Annotated in this window: 6 protein-coding genes and 1 pseudogene; 2 read left to right on the top strand and 5 right to left on the bottom strand. The window is 63.7% G+C overall.

The genetic code is table 11. From position 1 onward, the window contains the following. Nucleotides 1-5 precede the first annotated feature (5 nt). The 3 genes and pseudogenes from BOP96_RS24455 to BOP96_RS30795 form a co-directional block, all read right to left on the bottom strand. Nucleotides 6-560, bottom strand: a complete 555-nt coding sequence (locus BOP96_RS24455; protein WP_014718107.1) for a hypothetical protein — start codon at nucleotides 558-560, stop codon at nucleotides 6-8. A gap of 72 nt (nucleotides 561-632) precedes the next feature. Beyond that, on the bottom strand, nucleotides 633-2444 hold the full coding sequence (locus BOP96_RS24450) for a monovalent cation:proton antiporter-2 (CPA2) family protein (RefSeq protein WP_019817299.1): 1812 nt from the start codon (nucleotides 2442-2444) through the stop codon (nucleotides 633-635). Nucleotides 2445-2470: 26 nt separating this feature from the next. Then, nucleotides 2471-2584: pseudogene (locus BOP96_RS30795) on the bottom strand (outer membrane lipoprotein carrier protein LolA); the annotation flags it as partial. Nucleotides 2585-2855: 271 nt separating this feature from the next. Between BOP96_RS30795 and BOP96_RS24445 the strand changes: the two are divergent. Beyond that, a complete protein-coding gene (locus BOP96_RS24445) occupies nucleotides 2856-14243 on the top strand; it encodes an autotransporter-associated beta strand repeat-containing protein (protein ID WP_073454249.1) in 11388 nt (3795 codons plus the stop codon). Nucleotides 14244-14359: 116 nt separating this feature from the next. Here the strand turns inward: BOP96_RS24445 and BOP96_RS24440 are convergent, their stop codons facing one another. Both BOP96_RS24440 and BOP96_RS24435 read right to left on the bottom strand, forming a co-directional pair. Next, nucleotides 14360-15031, bottom strand: a complete 672-nt coding sequence (locus BOP96_RS24440) for a helix-turn-helix domain-containing protein (protein ID WP_072435738.1) — start codon at nucleotides 15029-15031, stop codon at nucleotides 14360-14362. Between the two features lie 231 nt (nucleotides 15032-15262). Continuing rightward, nucleotides 15263-16507, bottom strand: a complete 1245-nt coding sequence (locus BOP96_RS24435; RefSeq protein WP_073454248.1) for a methionine gamma-lyase — start codon at nucleotides 16505-16507, stop codon at nucleotides 15263-15265. A 123-nt stretch (nucleotides 16508-16630) separates the two neighbouring features. On the opposite strand from BOP96_RS24435, the gene BOP96_RS24430 reads away from it, so the two are divergent. After that, nucleotides 16631-17101: an Lrp/AsnC family transcriptional regulator gene (locus tag BOP96_RS24430; RefSeq protein WP_014718112.1), complete on the top strand. Its 471-nt coding sequence runs from the start codon at nucleotides 16631-16633 to the stop codon at nucleotides 17099-17101. Nucleotides 17102-17452 lie beyond the last annotated feature (351 nt).

Here is a 17452-nt window from a genome sequence, read left to right as displayed (position 1 = left end):
GAGGGTCATTTGCCGCCTGTAATCTGCTTCACCAACTGCGCATGCCCCTTCACATCATCCGCCCGGGAAATGGCCTGAATCACCAGCAAATGGTTGCCCGAACCACCCAGGAATGTGGAGTTCAAGGTCTTGCCACCACCTTGGGTGGCGCTGCTGTCCACTTGGCGCAGGCCCAGGCCCTTGTAGGTGAGTTTCTTCTCGCCCAGTTTCTTGAAGTCAGGCAGGGCAGCGCTCTGGTCCTTGACGAAATCGGCCACGGCGCCGTCTAGGAACTGCGGGTCGTTATCCTGGATAGTTGCCCCATCGTTGCGCACGGTTTCGGCGACGATCACCACACTTTTCGTCGTCGAGTTGGCGTACAGGGTGCCTTGGGTGTCAGCGGTGCCGTCTTGCGCCGTGCCGGAGGGCAGGGTGTCGGCGCTGTAGGCCTTGGGCAGTTTGAAGGTGAACTTGCCACCCAAGGTGGAGATGGTCTGGGTGGTGGGCTTGGCAGCAGCGAATACGCTGCCGGCGGTGAGCGCGAGGGCCAGCAGCATTGCGGTCTTGGTGAACGTGGCCATGAAGCACTCCGGGGATGAACGAAATTGCGGCGTATTCTGTCAGAAAATTCGCAATCTCGTTCATCGGCCCCGTCACACTTTGTCGGAAGACTCTTCCTCAAGCCTGTCCATTTCAAACAGGCGCGCCAGTTCCGCACGGGCTTCCTGGGCGGTTTGCATGACCTTGGCCGCGTCGTCGTACACCGCGTGTTGGGCGGCGAGTACCTGCTGGTCGTGGGTCTTGAAGCGGTTGATGCGCGCATCGGCCTGGGCCTGGCTCAAACCGAGGCCGACCAGGGTACGGCGGCTCATTTCCAGGCTGGAGTAGAAGGTTTCACGCACCGGTGAAGCGTCCAGGTCCACCAGGCGGTGTACGTGCTGGCGGTTGCGCGCACGGGCGATGATCTTCATGTGCGGGTAGAGGTTGCGCACCAACTCGGCGGTCTTGATGTTGATCTCTGGGTCGTCCATGGCGATCACGAAGAATTCCGCCTGATCGACTTTGGCCGCGTGGAGGATTTCCGGGCGCTGGGGGTCGCCGTAGAACACCGGCATACCGCCGAAACTGCGGGTCAGCTCGATGGTTTCCACCGAGGTGTCGAGGGCGATGAACGAGATGTTCTGCGCGCGCAGGATGCGCGCCACGATCTGGCCCATACGGCCCATGCCGGCGATGACCACGCGGGGCGCATCGCTTTCGATGGCGCGGTATTCCTCGGGTACTTCCACCGGCTTGACCTTGGGCTTGAACAGCTTCGGGCACACCAGCAACAGCAGCGGGGTCACGGCCATGGACAGCGTGATGGTGAGCACCAGCACGTCGTACAACTGCGGTTCGAACAGGCCCTGGTCGCGGCCGATCTTGAACACCACAAAGGCGAACTCACCCCCCGCCGCCAGCACCACGCCCAGGCGTAAAGCGCTTTCGCGGTTGAGGTCGCCCACCATCCGCCCGACGGCGTACAGCAGCGGCAGCTTCAAGCCGATCAGCAGCAGGGTCAGGCCGATCACCACCAGCGGTGTGCTGAGCAGCAGACTGAGGTTGGCGCCCATGCCCACGCTGATAAAAAACAGGCCCAGCAGCAGACCCTTGAACGGCTCGATCTGGGACTCCAGTTCGTGGCGGTATTCCGAATCCGCCAGCAGCAGGCCGGCGAGGAAGGCCCCCAAGGCCATGGACACGCCCACCAACTCCATCAGCCAGGCGGTGCCGATCACCACCAGCAACGCGGTGGCGGTGGACACTTCGCGCAGGCCGGTCTTGGCGACAATGCGAAACACCGGGCGCAACAGGTAGCGCCCGCCGATGATCACCACGGCGATGCTGCCCAGGATCTGCAGCACATGTTGCAGGCCTTGGGCCTCGGTGGTCGGATGATCGCTGCCGGCCAGCAACGGCACCATGGCGATCAGCGGGATGGCGGCGATGTCCTGGAACAACAGGATGGCAAAGGCCAGGCGCCCGTGGGGTTGGTTGAGTTCCTTGCGTTCGGCCAGGCTTTGCAGGCCAAACGCCGTAGACGACAGCGCCAGGCCCAGGCCCAGCACGATGGCGCTGTTCCACGACTGGCCAAACAGCCATAGCGCGACCGCGCCCATCACCACGCCGGTGAGCAGGACCTGGGCCAGGCCGACGCCGAACACCGCCTTGCGCATCACCCACAAACGTTTGGGCGACAGCTCCAGGCCGATGATGAACAGCAACAGCACCACGCCCAGTTCAGAGAACTGCGCCACGCTTTGCGGGTTGCCGATCAGGCCGAGAACAGACGGGCCGATGATCACACCGGCAAACAGATAGCCCAGCACCGCGCCCAATTGCAGGCGCTTGGCCAGGGGCACGGTCAGCACGGCGGCGAACAGGAACACCACGGCTGCTTGTAACAGGTTGCCTTCATGGGGCATTACGAACTCCAGCATTTGCATCGGTCAACGGTAGGAGCGAGCTTGCTTGCGAAGAACGCAAGGGCACCGCGTTGTGTCTGGTTTGTCGCGTCATCGTTGAGGATTTTCGCGAGCAGGCTCGCTCCTACGGTGGGGAGGATAGGGCGCTATTAGAGCGCTTTTTCACATTTGGAAACTTGTATTTTTGACGCGACAGTCAATGGATGTTGGCGCTCATCCCATTCTTACACCGGTTTTACGAAAGTATTAATACCATTTAATTCAATGGCTTTCGCGCAGGTCTACTAACGTTTCGAAAAACTGAACCAGTAGTCACCACGGTCAGGTGTTTCGAATTCGATGCGTGTGGATCGTTGAAACAAGGCGTGCACGCAGTCACGGATGAAAGGCTTGGACCACAAGGAGTAGAACGTGGATAGAAGACTTGCGACTGCCGCTTTACCTCGTATTTCTGCGCTTTCTCTTGCGATCCGCCTGGGCGTGGCCGGGCTGGTGATGGGGCTGGCGAGCCCGGATGTGTTCGCCGCCTGTAGCCCGGCGAGTCCCACCGCTGGAGCGACGGTGACCTGTACGGGTGTGCCGACATTGCTGCTGATTCCCAACACCTTCAACAGCGCTGTCAACACCCTCACGGTCAACGTCACCGCCGGGACGAAGCTCAATACATTGGTGGGTGGTGTCGCGCTGAGCCTGACGGGCAACAACACGACATTGAACAACGCCGGCACCATTGACCCGGCAGTACTTGGGTTGGTTTCAGCCCTGAGCGGTGGTGTGGTGATCGGCAACTCGACAGCCAATGCGCTGAACATCACCAACGCGGCCACCGGCGTTATTAACGGTACCGGCGCGCTGCTTGGGTTGAACCTGGCCTCGCTGGGCGGCATGGCACTCAATGCCACCAACGGCGTAGGCGGCACCACCACGATTGTCAACGACGGCACCATTGGTTCGTCTTTCTTGCTCGGCCTTTCGCTGCTTTCCTCCGACACCCCGGTGGTGGCGGTACAGGGTGGCGGGCAGGTCAATATGACGAATAACGGCACCCTGACCGGGCGCGTGGCGTTCGAGAGCTCCACTACAGGGAACACGTTCCGCAACACCGGCACTATCTCTGGCGGTGTGTCGATGGGGGCCGCCAGTACCAACACCTTTACGGCAGTCACGGGCTCGCAAGTGACCAACGGCGGCGGCCTCGGCTTAAGCCTTGGCGGACTGATCGGCGTGAACCTGACGTTCGCCCCCACCGGCCAGGTGGACGGCGGCGCAGGCGGCAGCAACTCGCTGATCCTTGAAAACACGACGGGCGTCGGTGGTGGCAGTACAGGCACCGGCACGGCTTCAAGCGCCAACTATGTCAACTTCAACAACCTGGCCATCAATAGTGGCACCTGGACGTTGCAGGGGCCGTTGGTCAGCGGCAGCACTACGCTCAATGGCGGTGTGGCGCAATTCAATAACAACGCGACATTTGGCAGCGGTGTGCTCACGTCCAACGGCGGCGCTATCGAGGCCACCGGCAACGGCCTGACACTGGCCAACCTGATGACCCTGGGTACCGGTGGTTTAACGGTACAGGGCGCCTCGACCGGGTTGACCCTGAGTGGTGTGATCTCGGGCGCCGCGGGTGTGAGCAAAGCGGGTACCGGCGAATTGATCCTCAGTGGCACCAACACCTTCCAGGGTGGTACCACCTTGAACGCCGGCACGCTTACATTGGGCAATGCCGCGGCGCTAGGTACCGGTGCCTTGACCGTTGCGGGTGCGAGTACGTTGCAGAGCAATGCAGCCTTGACCACCAGCAATGCAATCGCCTTGAACGCCAATCTGACCGTGGACGGCGTGAACCCGCTGACCCTTGGCGGGGTTGTCAGCGGTGGTTCCGGGTTGATCAAGGAGGGCGTATCGAGCCTGGCGCTTACGGGCAACAATACTTACACCGGCGCCACGGCCCTCAACGCCGGTTCGCTGGTGGTGGGCTCCAATACTGCGCTCGGCGCCAGTGTGTTGAACGCCTCGGCGGGTACCACGTTGGATGCCAGTGCAGCAGTGAGCCTGGGCAATAACCTCAACCTGGGCGGTAACCTGACCCTTGGCGGCAGCAACGCGCTGACCCTTGGCGGTGTGGTGGCGGGCCTTGGTGGGTTGATCAAGAACGGCCCGGCGGATCTGCTCCTCAATCAAGCGAACACTTACCTGGGCAACACGGCACTCAACAGCGGCAAGCTGGTGATTGGCGCTACCGGTGCCTTGGGTGCGGGTACGTTGAATGCAGCTGCAGGCACGACCCTGGACGCCAGCACCAGTGCCACGCTGACTAACGCGATCAACCTGGCCGGTAACCTTGGAATCGGTGGCAGCGCCAACCTGACCCTGGGCGGCACAGTCAACGGTGCAGGCAGCCTGACCAAGAACGGCACAGCCGGCCTGACACTGAGCGGCAGCAATAACTTCCTGGGTGGCACCACGCTGAATGCCGGCACGCTGACCGTCGGCAGCAACACGGCGCTTGGCCTGGGCAACTTGACCGTCGGCGGCGCCGCAACCCTGGACAGCACCTCGGCGGTGGCGTTGGGCAATGGTATTGCCCTCAACGCCGGGCTGACCGTCGGCGGCACCAATGGGCTGACCCTGGGCGGTGTGGTCAGCGGCGCGGGTGCGCTGATCAAGGATGGCCTGGCCAACCTGATCCTTAACGGCACCAACACGTTCACCGGTGGCACCAGCCTCAACGCCGGTACGTTGACCTTGGGCACGGCAGGCGCATTGGGCGCAGGCCCCTTGACGGTCGGCGGTGCGGCAACCCTGGATAACAGTGCGGCCCTTACCCTGGGCAACGGGATTGCCTTGAATGGCGACCTGACGCTCGCGGGCAACAATGACCTGAACCTCAGCGGCGTGCTCAGCGGCGCCAGTGCGCTGATCAAAAATGGCTTGGCTGACCTGACCTTGAGCGGCAACAACACGTTTACCGGGCCATTGAATATTGTCTCCGGCAGCGTCACCACCGGCAGCGCCGGTGCATTGGGCAACACCTCTGGCGTCAATGTCAGCACCGGCGCCGCACTGAACCTGGGCGTCGATTCCAGCCTGGCCGGCCTCAGCGGTGCGGGTGGCGTGGCAGTCGGCGGCGGTTTGAATCTCACCGTGGGAGGGGTGAACACCAGCAGTACTTTTGACGGTGACCTCAGCGGCGCGGGCAGCTTGATTAAAGTGGGTACCGGCACGCTCACGCTCAACGGAATCAATGGCATCACCGGTAACACGGCGATCAACGCGGGCACTCTGGATGTCGATGGTTCTCTGGGCAGCGCGTCGGTCAACGTGAATACCGGCGGCACCCTCACCGGCAGTGGCTCGCTATTGGGTACGGCGAATATCAACAACGGCGGGCACCTGGCGCTGGGCAGTGGCACGACCTTGTCGGCCGCTGGCCTGAACATGAGTGCCGGGGCCAGTCTGGATGTGGCGCTTGGCGCACCGTCGCTGACCTCGCTGATGAATGTCGGTGGCAACGTGAATCTGGCCGGCGACCTTAATGTGAGCGATGCCGGTGGCTTTGGCGCTGGCGTGTATCGCTTGATCAACTACACCGGCGGCTTGACCGGTGCATTGAACGTCAACACGGTGCCGCTGGGTTATGGCCTGGGTGATCTGCTGATACAGACCTCAGTGGGCAGCCAGGTCAACCTGGTGGTAGCGGCGCCGAATATTCGTTTCTGGGACGGCAGCAACATCCTCGCCAACGGCACTGTTGACGGTGGCAACGGCACCTGGACAGCGGGGGGCACCAACTGGACCTCGGCCGACGGCCTTTCCAACCAGACCTGGGGCGGTGGCTTTGCGGTGTTCCAAGGTGCTGCAGGCACTGTCAGCGTGGATGGCGTACAAACCATCACCGGTCTGCAATTCGTCACCGATGGCTACAGCCTGGTCAATGGCACCGGTGGGCAGTTGAGCACCGGCAGCGGCAACTTCGCGGTGCGCGTCGACCCACTGGCGACTGCCACCCTCGGCGTCGATATCACCGGCGCGGGCGTGCTGAACAAACTCGATACCGGCACGCTGGTGCTCAATGGCGCCAACAGCTACACCGGCGGCACCTTGCTCAATGGCGGCACGTTGGTGGTCGGCAGCAACACCGCGCTGGGCACTGGCACGCTGACCGCTGCGGCGGGCACCACCCTGGACAGCAACGTCTCCGTAACCCTGGGCAATAATGCCGTACTCAACGGCAGCCTGACGGTCGGCGGCAGCAACGCATTGGCGCTCAATGGCGCCATCAGCGGCACCGGTGGCCTGGCCAAGAATGGCACGGCAGGCCTGTCACTCGGCGGCACCAATACCTTCCTGGGTCCCGTGGCCTTGAACGCAGGCGGGCTGATCCTGGCCAGCAATACGGCGCTGGGCGCGGGCGTGTTGAACGCCGCAGGCGGTACCACCTTGGACGCCAGCACGGCGGTCGCCACCACCAACGCGATCAATCTGGCGGGCAACCTGGGCATCGGCGGCACCGCTGACCTGACCCTCGGCGGCGCAATCAACGGTGCAGGCAGCCTGACCAAGGAGGGCACGGCCAATCTGATCCTCAGCGGCGCCAACGCCTACCTGGGTGGCACCACCCTGAACGCCGGTACGCTGACCTTGGGCAGCGCCACCGCCCTTGGCCTGGGCAACCTCACCGTTGGCGGCGCGGCGACCCTGGATAACACGGCAGCGCTGAGTGTGGGCAATGGCGTCGTGCTTGACGCCAACCTCGCCGTCACCGGCAGCAACGACCTGACCCTGGGTGGCCTGGTCACCGGCACGGCTGGCCTGAGCAAAGACGGCGCGGCCAACCTGACCCTCAATGGCGTCAACACCTTCCAAGGCGGCACCAGCCTCAACGCCGGCACGCTGACCCTGGGCACGGCAGCAGCCCTGGGTACCGGCGCCTTGAACGTAAACGGTGCAGCTACTCTGGCCAACAGCACACCGCTGGTATTGGCCAATGCGGTCAACCTCAACGCTGGGCTGACCGTGGGCGGTCTCAACAACAACCTGACCCTGGCCGGCGTGCTGGCCGGCAGCGGCAGCCTGGTCAAAACCGGCACGGCGGATGTGAGCCTGACCGGCACTAACACCTTCAACGGCCTGTTCGATGTGCAATCGGGCAGCCTCACCACGCTGGGCAACGGAGCACTGGGTGTCGGCGCCGGGGTCAACCTGGCGAGCGGTACTGCCCTGAACCTGGGCGGCAGCGCCAGCCTGGGCGCCCTCACGGGTACCGGGCTTGCAACCGTAGGGGCCGGCAGCACCTTGAGCGTCGGCAACAATAATCTGGACAGCACCTTCAACGGCGTCGTGGCAGGCCTCGGCAACCTGGCCAAAGACGGCACAGGCGCCTTGACCCTCGGTGGCCTCAGCGTGGTGACCGGGGACGCCCAGGTCAACGCCGGCAGCTTGCTCGTCAATGGTTCCCTGGCCAGCGCCAACGTGGCGGTGGGCAGTGGTGCCACCCTCGGTGGTACCGGTACTTTGTTGGGCAACGTGAGCATCGCCGACGGCGGCCACCTGGCCGTCAATTCCGGCGCGACCCTGACCACCGGTTCGCTGCTGCTCAATGCCAACTCCAACCTGGATGCGGGCCTCGGCGCGCCCGCGACGGGCGGCACCGCGCTGGTGCAGGTCAACGGCAACCTGACCCTGGACGGCACCCTCAACGTCACCGATATCGGCGGCTTCGGTGCGGGTATCTACCGCCTGATCGACTACACCGGCGGCCTGACCAACAACGGCCTGCTGCTGGGCAGCCTGCCGGTGAACATCCCGGCCAGCGACCTGGACCTGCAAACCGCGATCGGCAACCAGATCAACCTGCTGGTCAACGGCAGCACCAACGTGCAGTTCTGGGACGGCAGCCAAACCACGGGCAATGGCACCATCGAAGGCGGCAGCGGCACCTGGAGTGCAGGCGGCAGCCAATGGACCGGCGTCAATGGTGCATTCAATACAGCCTGGACGCCCAACAGCTTTGCCGTGTTCCAAGGCACGGCGGGCACCGTCACGGTTGACGGCGCGCAAGCCATCACTGGTTTGCAGTTCGTCACCGATGGCTACAACCTGGCCGGCGGGGCAGCGGGCGCCCTGACCCTGTTCAATGGCGTGGGCGGCAACACCGCCGTACGTGTCGATCCAGGCGTCACTGCCACCTTGGGCGTGGCGCTTAACGGCGGCGGCACCCTGGCCAAGCTCGACACCGGCACCCTGGTGCTCAACGGCGCCAACAGCTACACCGGCGGCACTGCCCTGGATGGCGGCACCCTGGTGGTCGGCAATAACAGTGCCCTGGGCAGCGGCCTCTTGACCACCGCCAACGGCACCACCCTGGACAGCAACACCGCGGTCAGCCTGGCCAATGCACTCAACGTCAACGGCAGCCTCACCCTCGGCGGCAGCAATGCCCTGACCCTGGCCGGCACGGTGGCGGGCACGGGCAGCCTGATCAAGAATGGCATCGCCAACCTGACCCTCAGTGGCAACAACACCTATGCTGGCCCAACCGCACTCAACGCAGGCGGCCTGATCCTGGCCTCCAATTCGGCCCTGGGCAGTGGTGCCCTGAACGCGGCCGCCGGCACCACCCTCGACAGCAGCACGGCGGTCGCCCTGGCCAACACGGTGAATCTGGCCGGCAACCTGGGCATTCTGGGCACCGCCGACCTGAGCCTGAACGGCTTGGTCAGCGGTAGCGGTGGGCTGACCAAAACCGGTGCGGGCAACCTGACGCTCAACGGTGCCAATGCCTACCTGGGTGGCACGCAATTGAATGCCGGTTCCTTGACCCTAGGCAATGCGTCAGCCCTGGGCAGCGGTGCCTTGGCGGTCAATGGGGCAACCACCCTGGACACCAACACGGCGTTGGCCCTGGCCAATAACACCAGCCTGAACGCCGCGCTCACCGTCGGCGGCAGCAACGATCTGAGCCTCAACGGTGTAGTGGACGGCAGTGGTTCGTTGACCAAGGCCGGTGGCGCCAACCTGACCCTCAACGGCACCAATACCTACAGCGGCGGCACGGCCCTCAATGCCGGCACGCTGACCGTCGGCAGCACCACGGCCCTGGGCTCGGGCGCATTGACCGTCGGCGGTACGGCGACCCTGGCCAACAGCACGCCGTTGGTGTTGGCCAATGCGGTCAACCTCAATGGCGACCTCACTGTCGCAGGCAGCAACAACCTGACCCTGGCCGGTGTACTCGCTGGCAATGCAGCGCTGATCAAGAATGGCGCGGCGGACCTGCTGCTGACCGGCAACAACAGCTTCAGCGGCCCACTGACCGTGGCGGCGGGCAGCGTGACCACGACGGGTAATGGTGCGCTAGGCACCACCTCCGGCGTCACTGTCGGCAGCGGCGCCAGCCTCAACCTGGGTGGCAACGCCAACCTCAACAGCCTGGCCGGCAACGGCGTGGTACAGGTGGCTGGCGGCAACACGCTGGCGGTGGGTGGCAGCAACCTGGATAACAGCTTTGGCGGTGCGCTCAACGGTGCCGGCAACCTGGATAAAAACGGCAGCGGGGTGCTCAACCTGAGCGGCACCAATGCCATCAGCGGCGCGGCCAACGTCAACGGCGGCACCTTGAATGTCACCGGTTCACTGGCCAGCGGCACAGTGGCGGTGAACAGCGGCGCAACCCTGGCCGGCAGCGGCTCATTGGCCGGCGCGGTGACCGTGGCCGACGGTGGGCACATCGGCTTGGCCACCGGCAGCACGCTGTCGGTGGGCTCGTTGGTGCTGGGTGGCAACTCGAACCTGGATGTCGGTCTCGGCACTCCGGTGCTGGGTGGCGGCACAGGCCTGCTGAATGTCGGCGGCAATCTGACCCTGGACGGCAACCTCAATGTCACTGATATCGGCGGCTTTGGCAGCGGCGTCTACAACCTTATCAACTACACCGGGGCCTTGACCGATAACGGCCTGGCTCTTGGCACACTGCCAGGCAGCGTGGTGCCGGGCGACCTGCAAGTGCAGACCGCGATCACCAACAAGGTCAACCTGCTGGTGACTGCGCCCAACACCACCGTGCAGTTCTGGGATGGCAACAGCCTGATCGGCAACGGTGCGATTGACGGCGGCAACGGCACCTGGAACGCCGGCAATACCAACTGGACCAATGTCGACGGCACCCTTAACCAAGGCTGGGCCAACAGCTTCGCGGTGTTCCAAGGCGTGGCGGGCAACGTGACGGTGGACGGTACGCAAAACATCACCGGCATGCAGTTCGTCACTGATGGCTACACCCTGGGCTCCGGCACGGCGGGCGTGCTCAACCTGGTCAATGGCGGCACCGGCAACACCGCGGTACGCGTCGACCCCAACGCCACCGCGACCCTGGGCGTGACCCTCAACGGCGCTGGCACCCTGGCCAAGCTCGACAGCGGCACCCTGGTACTCAACGGCAATAATGGCTACACCGGCGGTACCGCGCTCAATGGCGGCACCCTGGTGGTGGGTAATAACAGTGCCCTGGGCACAGGCGCTCTGACGGCGGCCGGTGGTACTACCCTGGACAGCAACGCGGCGGTCAGCCTGGCCAATGCGGCCGTGCTCAACGGTGCCTTGGCGGTGGCAGGCAGCAACGCGCTGACCCTTGATGGGGTTGTCAGCGGCAGCGGCAGCCTGGTGAAAAACGGTGCGGCAGCGCTGACACTCAATGGCGTCAACAGCTACAGCGGCGGCACTGGCCTGAACGCCGGTCAATTGATCCTTGGCAATAATGCTGCCCTGGGCAGTGGTGCCTTGACGGTCGGCGGCGCGGCGCAACTGGATGGCAGCACCGACCTGCAACTGGCCAATACCCTCAACCTGGGTGGCGCGCTGACCCTGGCCGGCAGCCACGACCTGGCCCTCAACGGCGTGGCCAGCGGCAGCGGCGGCCTGGTGAAAAATGGCAACGGCGACTTGTTGCTGACCGCGGCCAACACCTACAGCGGCGGTACCACGCTCAACGGCGGCAGCACTACGGGCAACACCACCAGCCTGCAAGGCGCTATCGCCAACAACGCGGCGTTGACCTTTGAGCAAGCCATCGACGGCACCTACACCGGCAACCTCACCGGTACCGGTGTGTTGAACAAAACCGGCACCGGCGCGTTGTTGCTCAGCGGCAACAACACCTTTACCGGCAACACCAACGTCAACACCGGCAGCCTGCTGGTCAACGGCACCTTGAACAGCGCCGCAGTGCAAGTCGCCAGCGGCGCGACCCTCGGCGGCAGCGGTACCCTGGGCGGTGCGGTGAACATGGCTGACGGCTCGGTGCTCCAGGCCGGTGCCGCGACGCCGCTGTCGGTGGGTTCGCTGGCCTTGTCATCGGGCACCACCCTGGACTTCGCCCTCGGTGCGCCGGGTGCCTCCAGTACAGCGGTGAACGTGGCGGGCAACCTGACCCTGGACGGCACCCTCAACGTCAGCGATACCGGCGGCTTCGGTGTCGGCGTGTACCAGCTGTTCCGCTACGGCGGCAGCTTGACCGATAACGGCCTCACCTTTGGCACCTTGCCGGTGGCACTGGGTAACCTGAGCCTGCAAACGGCGCTGGCCAACCAGCTCAACCTGGTGGTGCAAACCACCCCAGGGCAGATCCAGTTCTGGAACGGCGGCACCACCAACCCCGATGGCAGCATCACCGGCGGCAGTGGTACCTGGGGCCCAGGCACCAACTGGACCGACCCCACCGGCACTCAAGGGCAGGCGTCCACCAATCAGTTCGCGGTATTTGGCGGGCAGGGCGGCACCGTGACCGTAGTTGGCAACCAAGGCTTCACTGGACTGCAAGTGCTGGACGCCGGCTACACGCTGGTCGCCGGCGCAGGCGGTAGCTTGAGCCCGACCAATGCGGCCGATGGCAGCCTGGCGCCAGTGCGCGTCAATTCCGGCGTGACCGCTCAGATTGATGCACCGCTGGTGGGAACCGGCGGCATCAACAAGCTGGATGCGGGCACCTTGCTGCTGACTGGCGCCAATACCTACACCGGCGGCACCACCGTCAGTGGCGGTACGCTGGCGGGCACCACCACCAGCCTGCGTGGCAGGATCCTCAACAACGCGCGGTTGTTGTTTACCCAGCGCACCAATGGCCAGTTCAGCGGCACCTTGAGCGGCACCGGTGCGCTGATCAAGCAAGGCGCAGGCGCGCTGTTGCTGACCGGCAACCAGCCGTTCAGTGGCACCGTGGCGGTGGAAGAGGGCGTGTTGCAAGTGGGTAACGCGGCCAACCCAGGCGCGGTGCTTGGCGGCCAAGTCACTGTGGCCAACGGTGCGGGGCTGACCGGTAACGGCAGTGTCGGTTCGCTGGTCAACAACGGCTCGGTGACGCCCGACGGTGGCAAGCTGACCGTTGCCGGCAACTTCACCAACGCCAGCACCGGTGCGCTGAACCTGGTGATCACCCCATCCACCACCGGCTCCCTGGCCGTGGGCGGCACCGCGAACCTGGGCGGCACCTTGAATGTGGTCAACCTGGCACCCTATGCCGGCGCCACCACCTACACCCTGCTGACGGCGGGCGCGGTCAACGGCACCTTTGCCACCACCAACCTGGAGAACCTGGCATTCCTCACTACCGCGTTGAACTACAGCCCAACCCAAGTGGCCCTGGCGGTCAGCCGCAACGACGTCAGCTACGCCAGCGTGGCGGCCACCGGTAACCAGCGCGGCGTAGCGGCGGCGTTGGGCACAGGCACCGCAGTCGGTGGCGCAGCGGTGCAAAATGCACTGCTTAACGGTGATGCAGGGGCGGCACGTGCGGCCTTCGACAGCTTGTCCGGCGAAATCCACGCCAGCACCGCCAGCGCCATGCTTGAAGACTCGCGTTACGTGCGTGATGCGGTCAACGAGCGCCTGCGCCAACCCGGTTGCTACCGCGAGGACGACCCGCGCAATGCCCTGGCACCCAGCGAAAACCACCTGAGCAGCGCCGGTTGCCACGGCGAGATGGTCGGTTGGATGCGCGTGCTCGGCACCTGGGGCCACATGGGCGGTGACAGCAACAGCGCCAAGCTGGACCGCAACCTCAGCGGCTTCCTGCTCGGTACCGACAAGCAAGTGGACGACGCCTGGCGCGTGGGCGTGGCCGCCGGCTATACCCGCAGCGACCTGGACGCCAAGCGCCGCAACTCGAGCGCCGATGTGGACAGCTACCACCTGATGGCCTACACCGCCTACCAGCAAGAAGCCTTCGCCGCACGCATGGGCGTGGCGTACAGCTGGCATGACGTTGAAAGCAAACGCAACGTGGCCGTCGGTGGCGAAGGCCAACGCCTCAAAGCCGATTACAAGGCACGCAGTGCGCAGGTGTTCGGTGAAGTCGGCTACACGATTCAAACCCCTACCGTGGCCCTGGAACCGTTCGCCGGCCTGGCCTACGTCAACTATGACAGCGACACCATCAAGGAAAAAGGCGGCTCGGCAGCCCTGCGTGGCGATGCCGACCAGGACATCACCTACTCGACCTTGGGCGTGCGCATTGGCCAGACCATCACCCTGGGCAACGGCTCGAAAATCACCCCACGGGGCAGCATCGGCTGGCGCCATGCCTTCGGTGACACCAAGCCCGACGCCGACCTGAGCTTTATCAATGGCGGTGGCTCGTTCAGCACCCAGGGCGTGCCGATTGCCAAGGACAGCGCGGTGGTGGAAGCGGGCCTGGATTACCAGATCAGCCAGAACGGCAGACTGGGCCTGGGCTATTCCGGCCAACTCTCGCGCAACGACAAAGACCACGCCGTGACGGTGAGTTTCTCCCTCGGTTTCTGATCAAGGCCGAGTTTTCTTGAACCGCCCGCAAGGGCGGTTTTTTTTGCTGAAAGCTGGGCTTGCCCGAATACCCCGTGTAGAAGCGAGCGTGCTCCCACAGTTTGATTGGCGTGAGCTCAGAAACGGGTGCCGTCTTCGGTCGAGTACATCCACCGCAACAACGAATGCCGCCCGCTGATCCCCAACTTGATCGCCGCACGCTTGAGGTAGCTCTCGATGGTGTTGACCTTCAACGCCAGTTGTTCGGCCAACTCCGGCGCGGTGCGCCCGGCCAGCAGGCCTACGCACACTTGCAGTTCACGGTTGGACAGGGTCAGCCCCGATTGCACCAGGCGCTCCTGAATGCGTCGGTGCAAGGTGTCGATGCCCTGATGTTGGGGCACTGCGCACGGGCTGTCTGGGAGCGATGGCTGCAGCGCGGTGATGTGTTTTTCCACCATGGGCAGCAACAGCGCGGAGAAGTCTTGGAGCATGCTGCGTTCTTGCGCGGAAAAGCTGTCGGACGGGTGCGAGCGATACACCGACAGTACATAGCGCACATCGTCCTTGCGGCCCGTGAGGTGCAGTTGTGCGGCGAGTTGCTCGCTGCCCAGGGCCGCCACCGAATCGGTGTACACCGGGCTGATCTTGCGGCGGCCAAGGCCTTCGCGGCTGACGTGCAATTGGGTGATATGGGTGGCGTCCACTGCCAGTTGGGTGAGGATCAGGTCATGCAGCATGCGTGGAAAATGGCGGCTGCCGGTGCTGGCGATGACCTTGCCTATCTGTGGGAACAGGTGTGAGTTCATCAATTCGTCCATGAGTTTCGTGCAGGTGTTCGGTTTTATAGCGACGGGGGTTAAGAAGGTAACGAATGTGAATAACCTGCAGTGATAGTGCGTCCCGCTGCGGACATGCTAGTACAGGCTGGCTAAAGGAGGGGGATCCAATCTGCGAAAAAAAAAGCATTAAACATGTAGAACGGCAGTCGGATCCTTCCGACCGCCGCCCAGGCACCGCAAAACGCACGGCTTGAGGCGCTATTTCATCGCATAAACCGCTGTCGCGGCTGGCCGCAGGTTGGCACCGCTGCACTTGGCCAGGGCCTGTTGGATATCCGTCAGCAGGTCGGCAACGTCTTCAAGCCCCACCGACAAACGCACCAGGCCCTCGCTGATACCGTGCTGCGCAAGTTGCTCGGGGGTGTAGGTGGAGTGGGTCATGCTCGCCGGGTGTTGGGCCAGTGATTCGGCATCTCCCAGGCTGACCGCACGGGTGAACAGTTGCAGTGCGTTCATAAAGCGCCGGCCCGTCTCGATCCCACCCTTGAGTTCAAAGGCAATCATGCCGCCGGGCAGTTTCATTTGCCGGGTCGCCAGTTCGTACTGGGGGAAGGAACGCAGCCCGGGGTAGATCACACTCTCCACGGCCGGGTGCGCCTGCAAGGCTTCGGCCAGCGCCTGGGCATTGCTGCAATGACGGTCCATGCGCAGGGCCAGGGTCTTGAGGCCGCGCATCAGCAACGACGCGTCCTGGGGTGACATCACTGCGCCGGTCAGGTCCTTGAGCCCTTGCAGGCGGATGCGCTGTGCCAGCGCCTGGTTGCTCACCGCAACACCTGCGGTGATGTCGCCGTGGCCGCTGAGGTATTTGGTGGCCGAGTGCACCACCACATCGGCACCCAGTTCCAGGGGGCGTTGCAGATAGGGCGTGCAATAAGTGTTATCGACCACCACGGTGACATTCGGCTGTTGATGGGCCAACTCGGCCACGGCGGCGATGTCGATCAGGCGCAGGTTGGGGTTGGCCGGCGTCTCGCAGTAGAGCATGCGCGTGGCCGGGGAGAATGCTGCTTGCAGGGCGGCCAGGTCGGTCAGGTCGACATGCCGCACCTTGATACCGAATTCGCCCAGGCCATGGTGCAACAGGGCGAAGGTACAGCCATAGAGGGTCTGGCTGACGATTATCTCGTCGCCCGGGCGCAACAGGGTCCAGAACGTTGCGGCAATCGCGCCCATGCCGGAGCTGAATGCTACGGCGGCCTCGCCGTTTTCCAGGCTGGCCATGCGTGACTCCAGCAGGGCCAGGGTGGGGTTGGAAATGCGCGTATAGAAGTGGCCGCTGGCTTCGCCGGCAAAGCAGGCGGCGCCGTATTCGACGGTGGGGAAGGCGAAGGTGGCAGACAAGTAGATGGGCGGAACGAGGGCGCCGTGATGGTCAACAGGGTCATAGCCATGGTGAATGGCACGGGTGCAAAAGCCGAAGCTGGTGTGTTGAGTGTGCATGTCGGGCGCTCCTTATTTCCTACAATGCTATGCTCATAACCACAGATGAACTTTGCGAAAAAGCCTGCAAAAACCCGCGTTTGTGGATCAAACATCGATAAAAATAATGATTAGAGGCACGTTATGCCCATCAAGCTGGACCGTACGGACAAAGCCCTTTTAAACGCGTTGCAAGGCAACGCCCGCCTGACCGTGGCCGAGTTGGCAGAGCGGGTGGCCCTCACCACCTCACCGTGCTGGCGCCGGGTGCGCACCCTGGAGGAGAGCGGGGTGATCAGTGGCTACCAGGCGATCCTTTCTCCCAAGGCGCTGGGTTATGGGGTGACCGCGTTTGTCAGCATCATGATGGAAAGCCACACCCAGGAAATCGCCCGCGCGTTCGAGCAGCGCCTGTTGGCGATTCCGGAGATTGTGGCGTGCCATAACGTCTCGGGGCGCTATGACTTTTTGCTGGAAGTGGTGGCCAAAGACCTGGAATCGTTTGGCGAGTTTGCCCGCGAGGTTTTGCAGACGTTGCCCTGTGTCAAGGAGATCTATTCGAGCTTTTCCTACAAGTCGGTGCGGCCGTTGCGGGTGATTCCGTTGCCGGGTTGACGGGAGGCTTACGGCGCGAGCCGATGCGTATCCACCTGACGCCCCGCGATCCAACTGTGGGAGCTGGCTTGCCTGCGATGGCGGCCTGCCAGCCGACACCTATCTACCTGACGCCCCGCGATCAATTTGTGGGAGCTGGCTTGCCTGCGAAGGCGGCCTGACAGCCGACGCAGTTATACCGAGTACATATCCATTCCTGCGGTAACGGCCACCTAGGGGTCCGCCCTTACGGCGGGTCACTTTGGAAAAGCCCCAAAGTAACCAAAGGGCTCTTGCCCCACCACTCGGCACCTCGCTTAGGCTCGGTGTGCCCGTAATCCGCCAGTGATTTGGGGGGCCGCCGCCACGCGC

It is taken from the genome of Pseudomonas sp. FSL W5-0203, from assembly GCF_001896155.1.
Lineage (GTDB): Bacteria > Pseudomonadota > Gammaproteobacteria > Pseudomonadales > Pseudomonadaceae > Aquipseudomonas > Aquipseudomonas paracarnis.
This window is presented reverse-complemented; position numbering and strand designations above follow the sequence as displayed.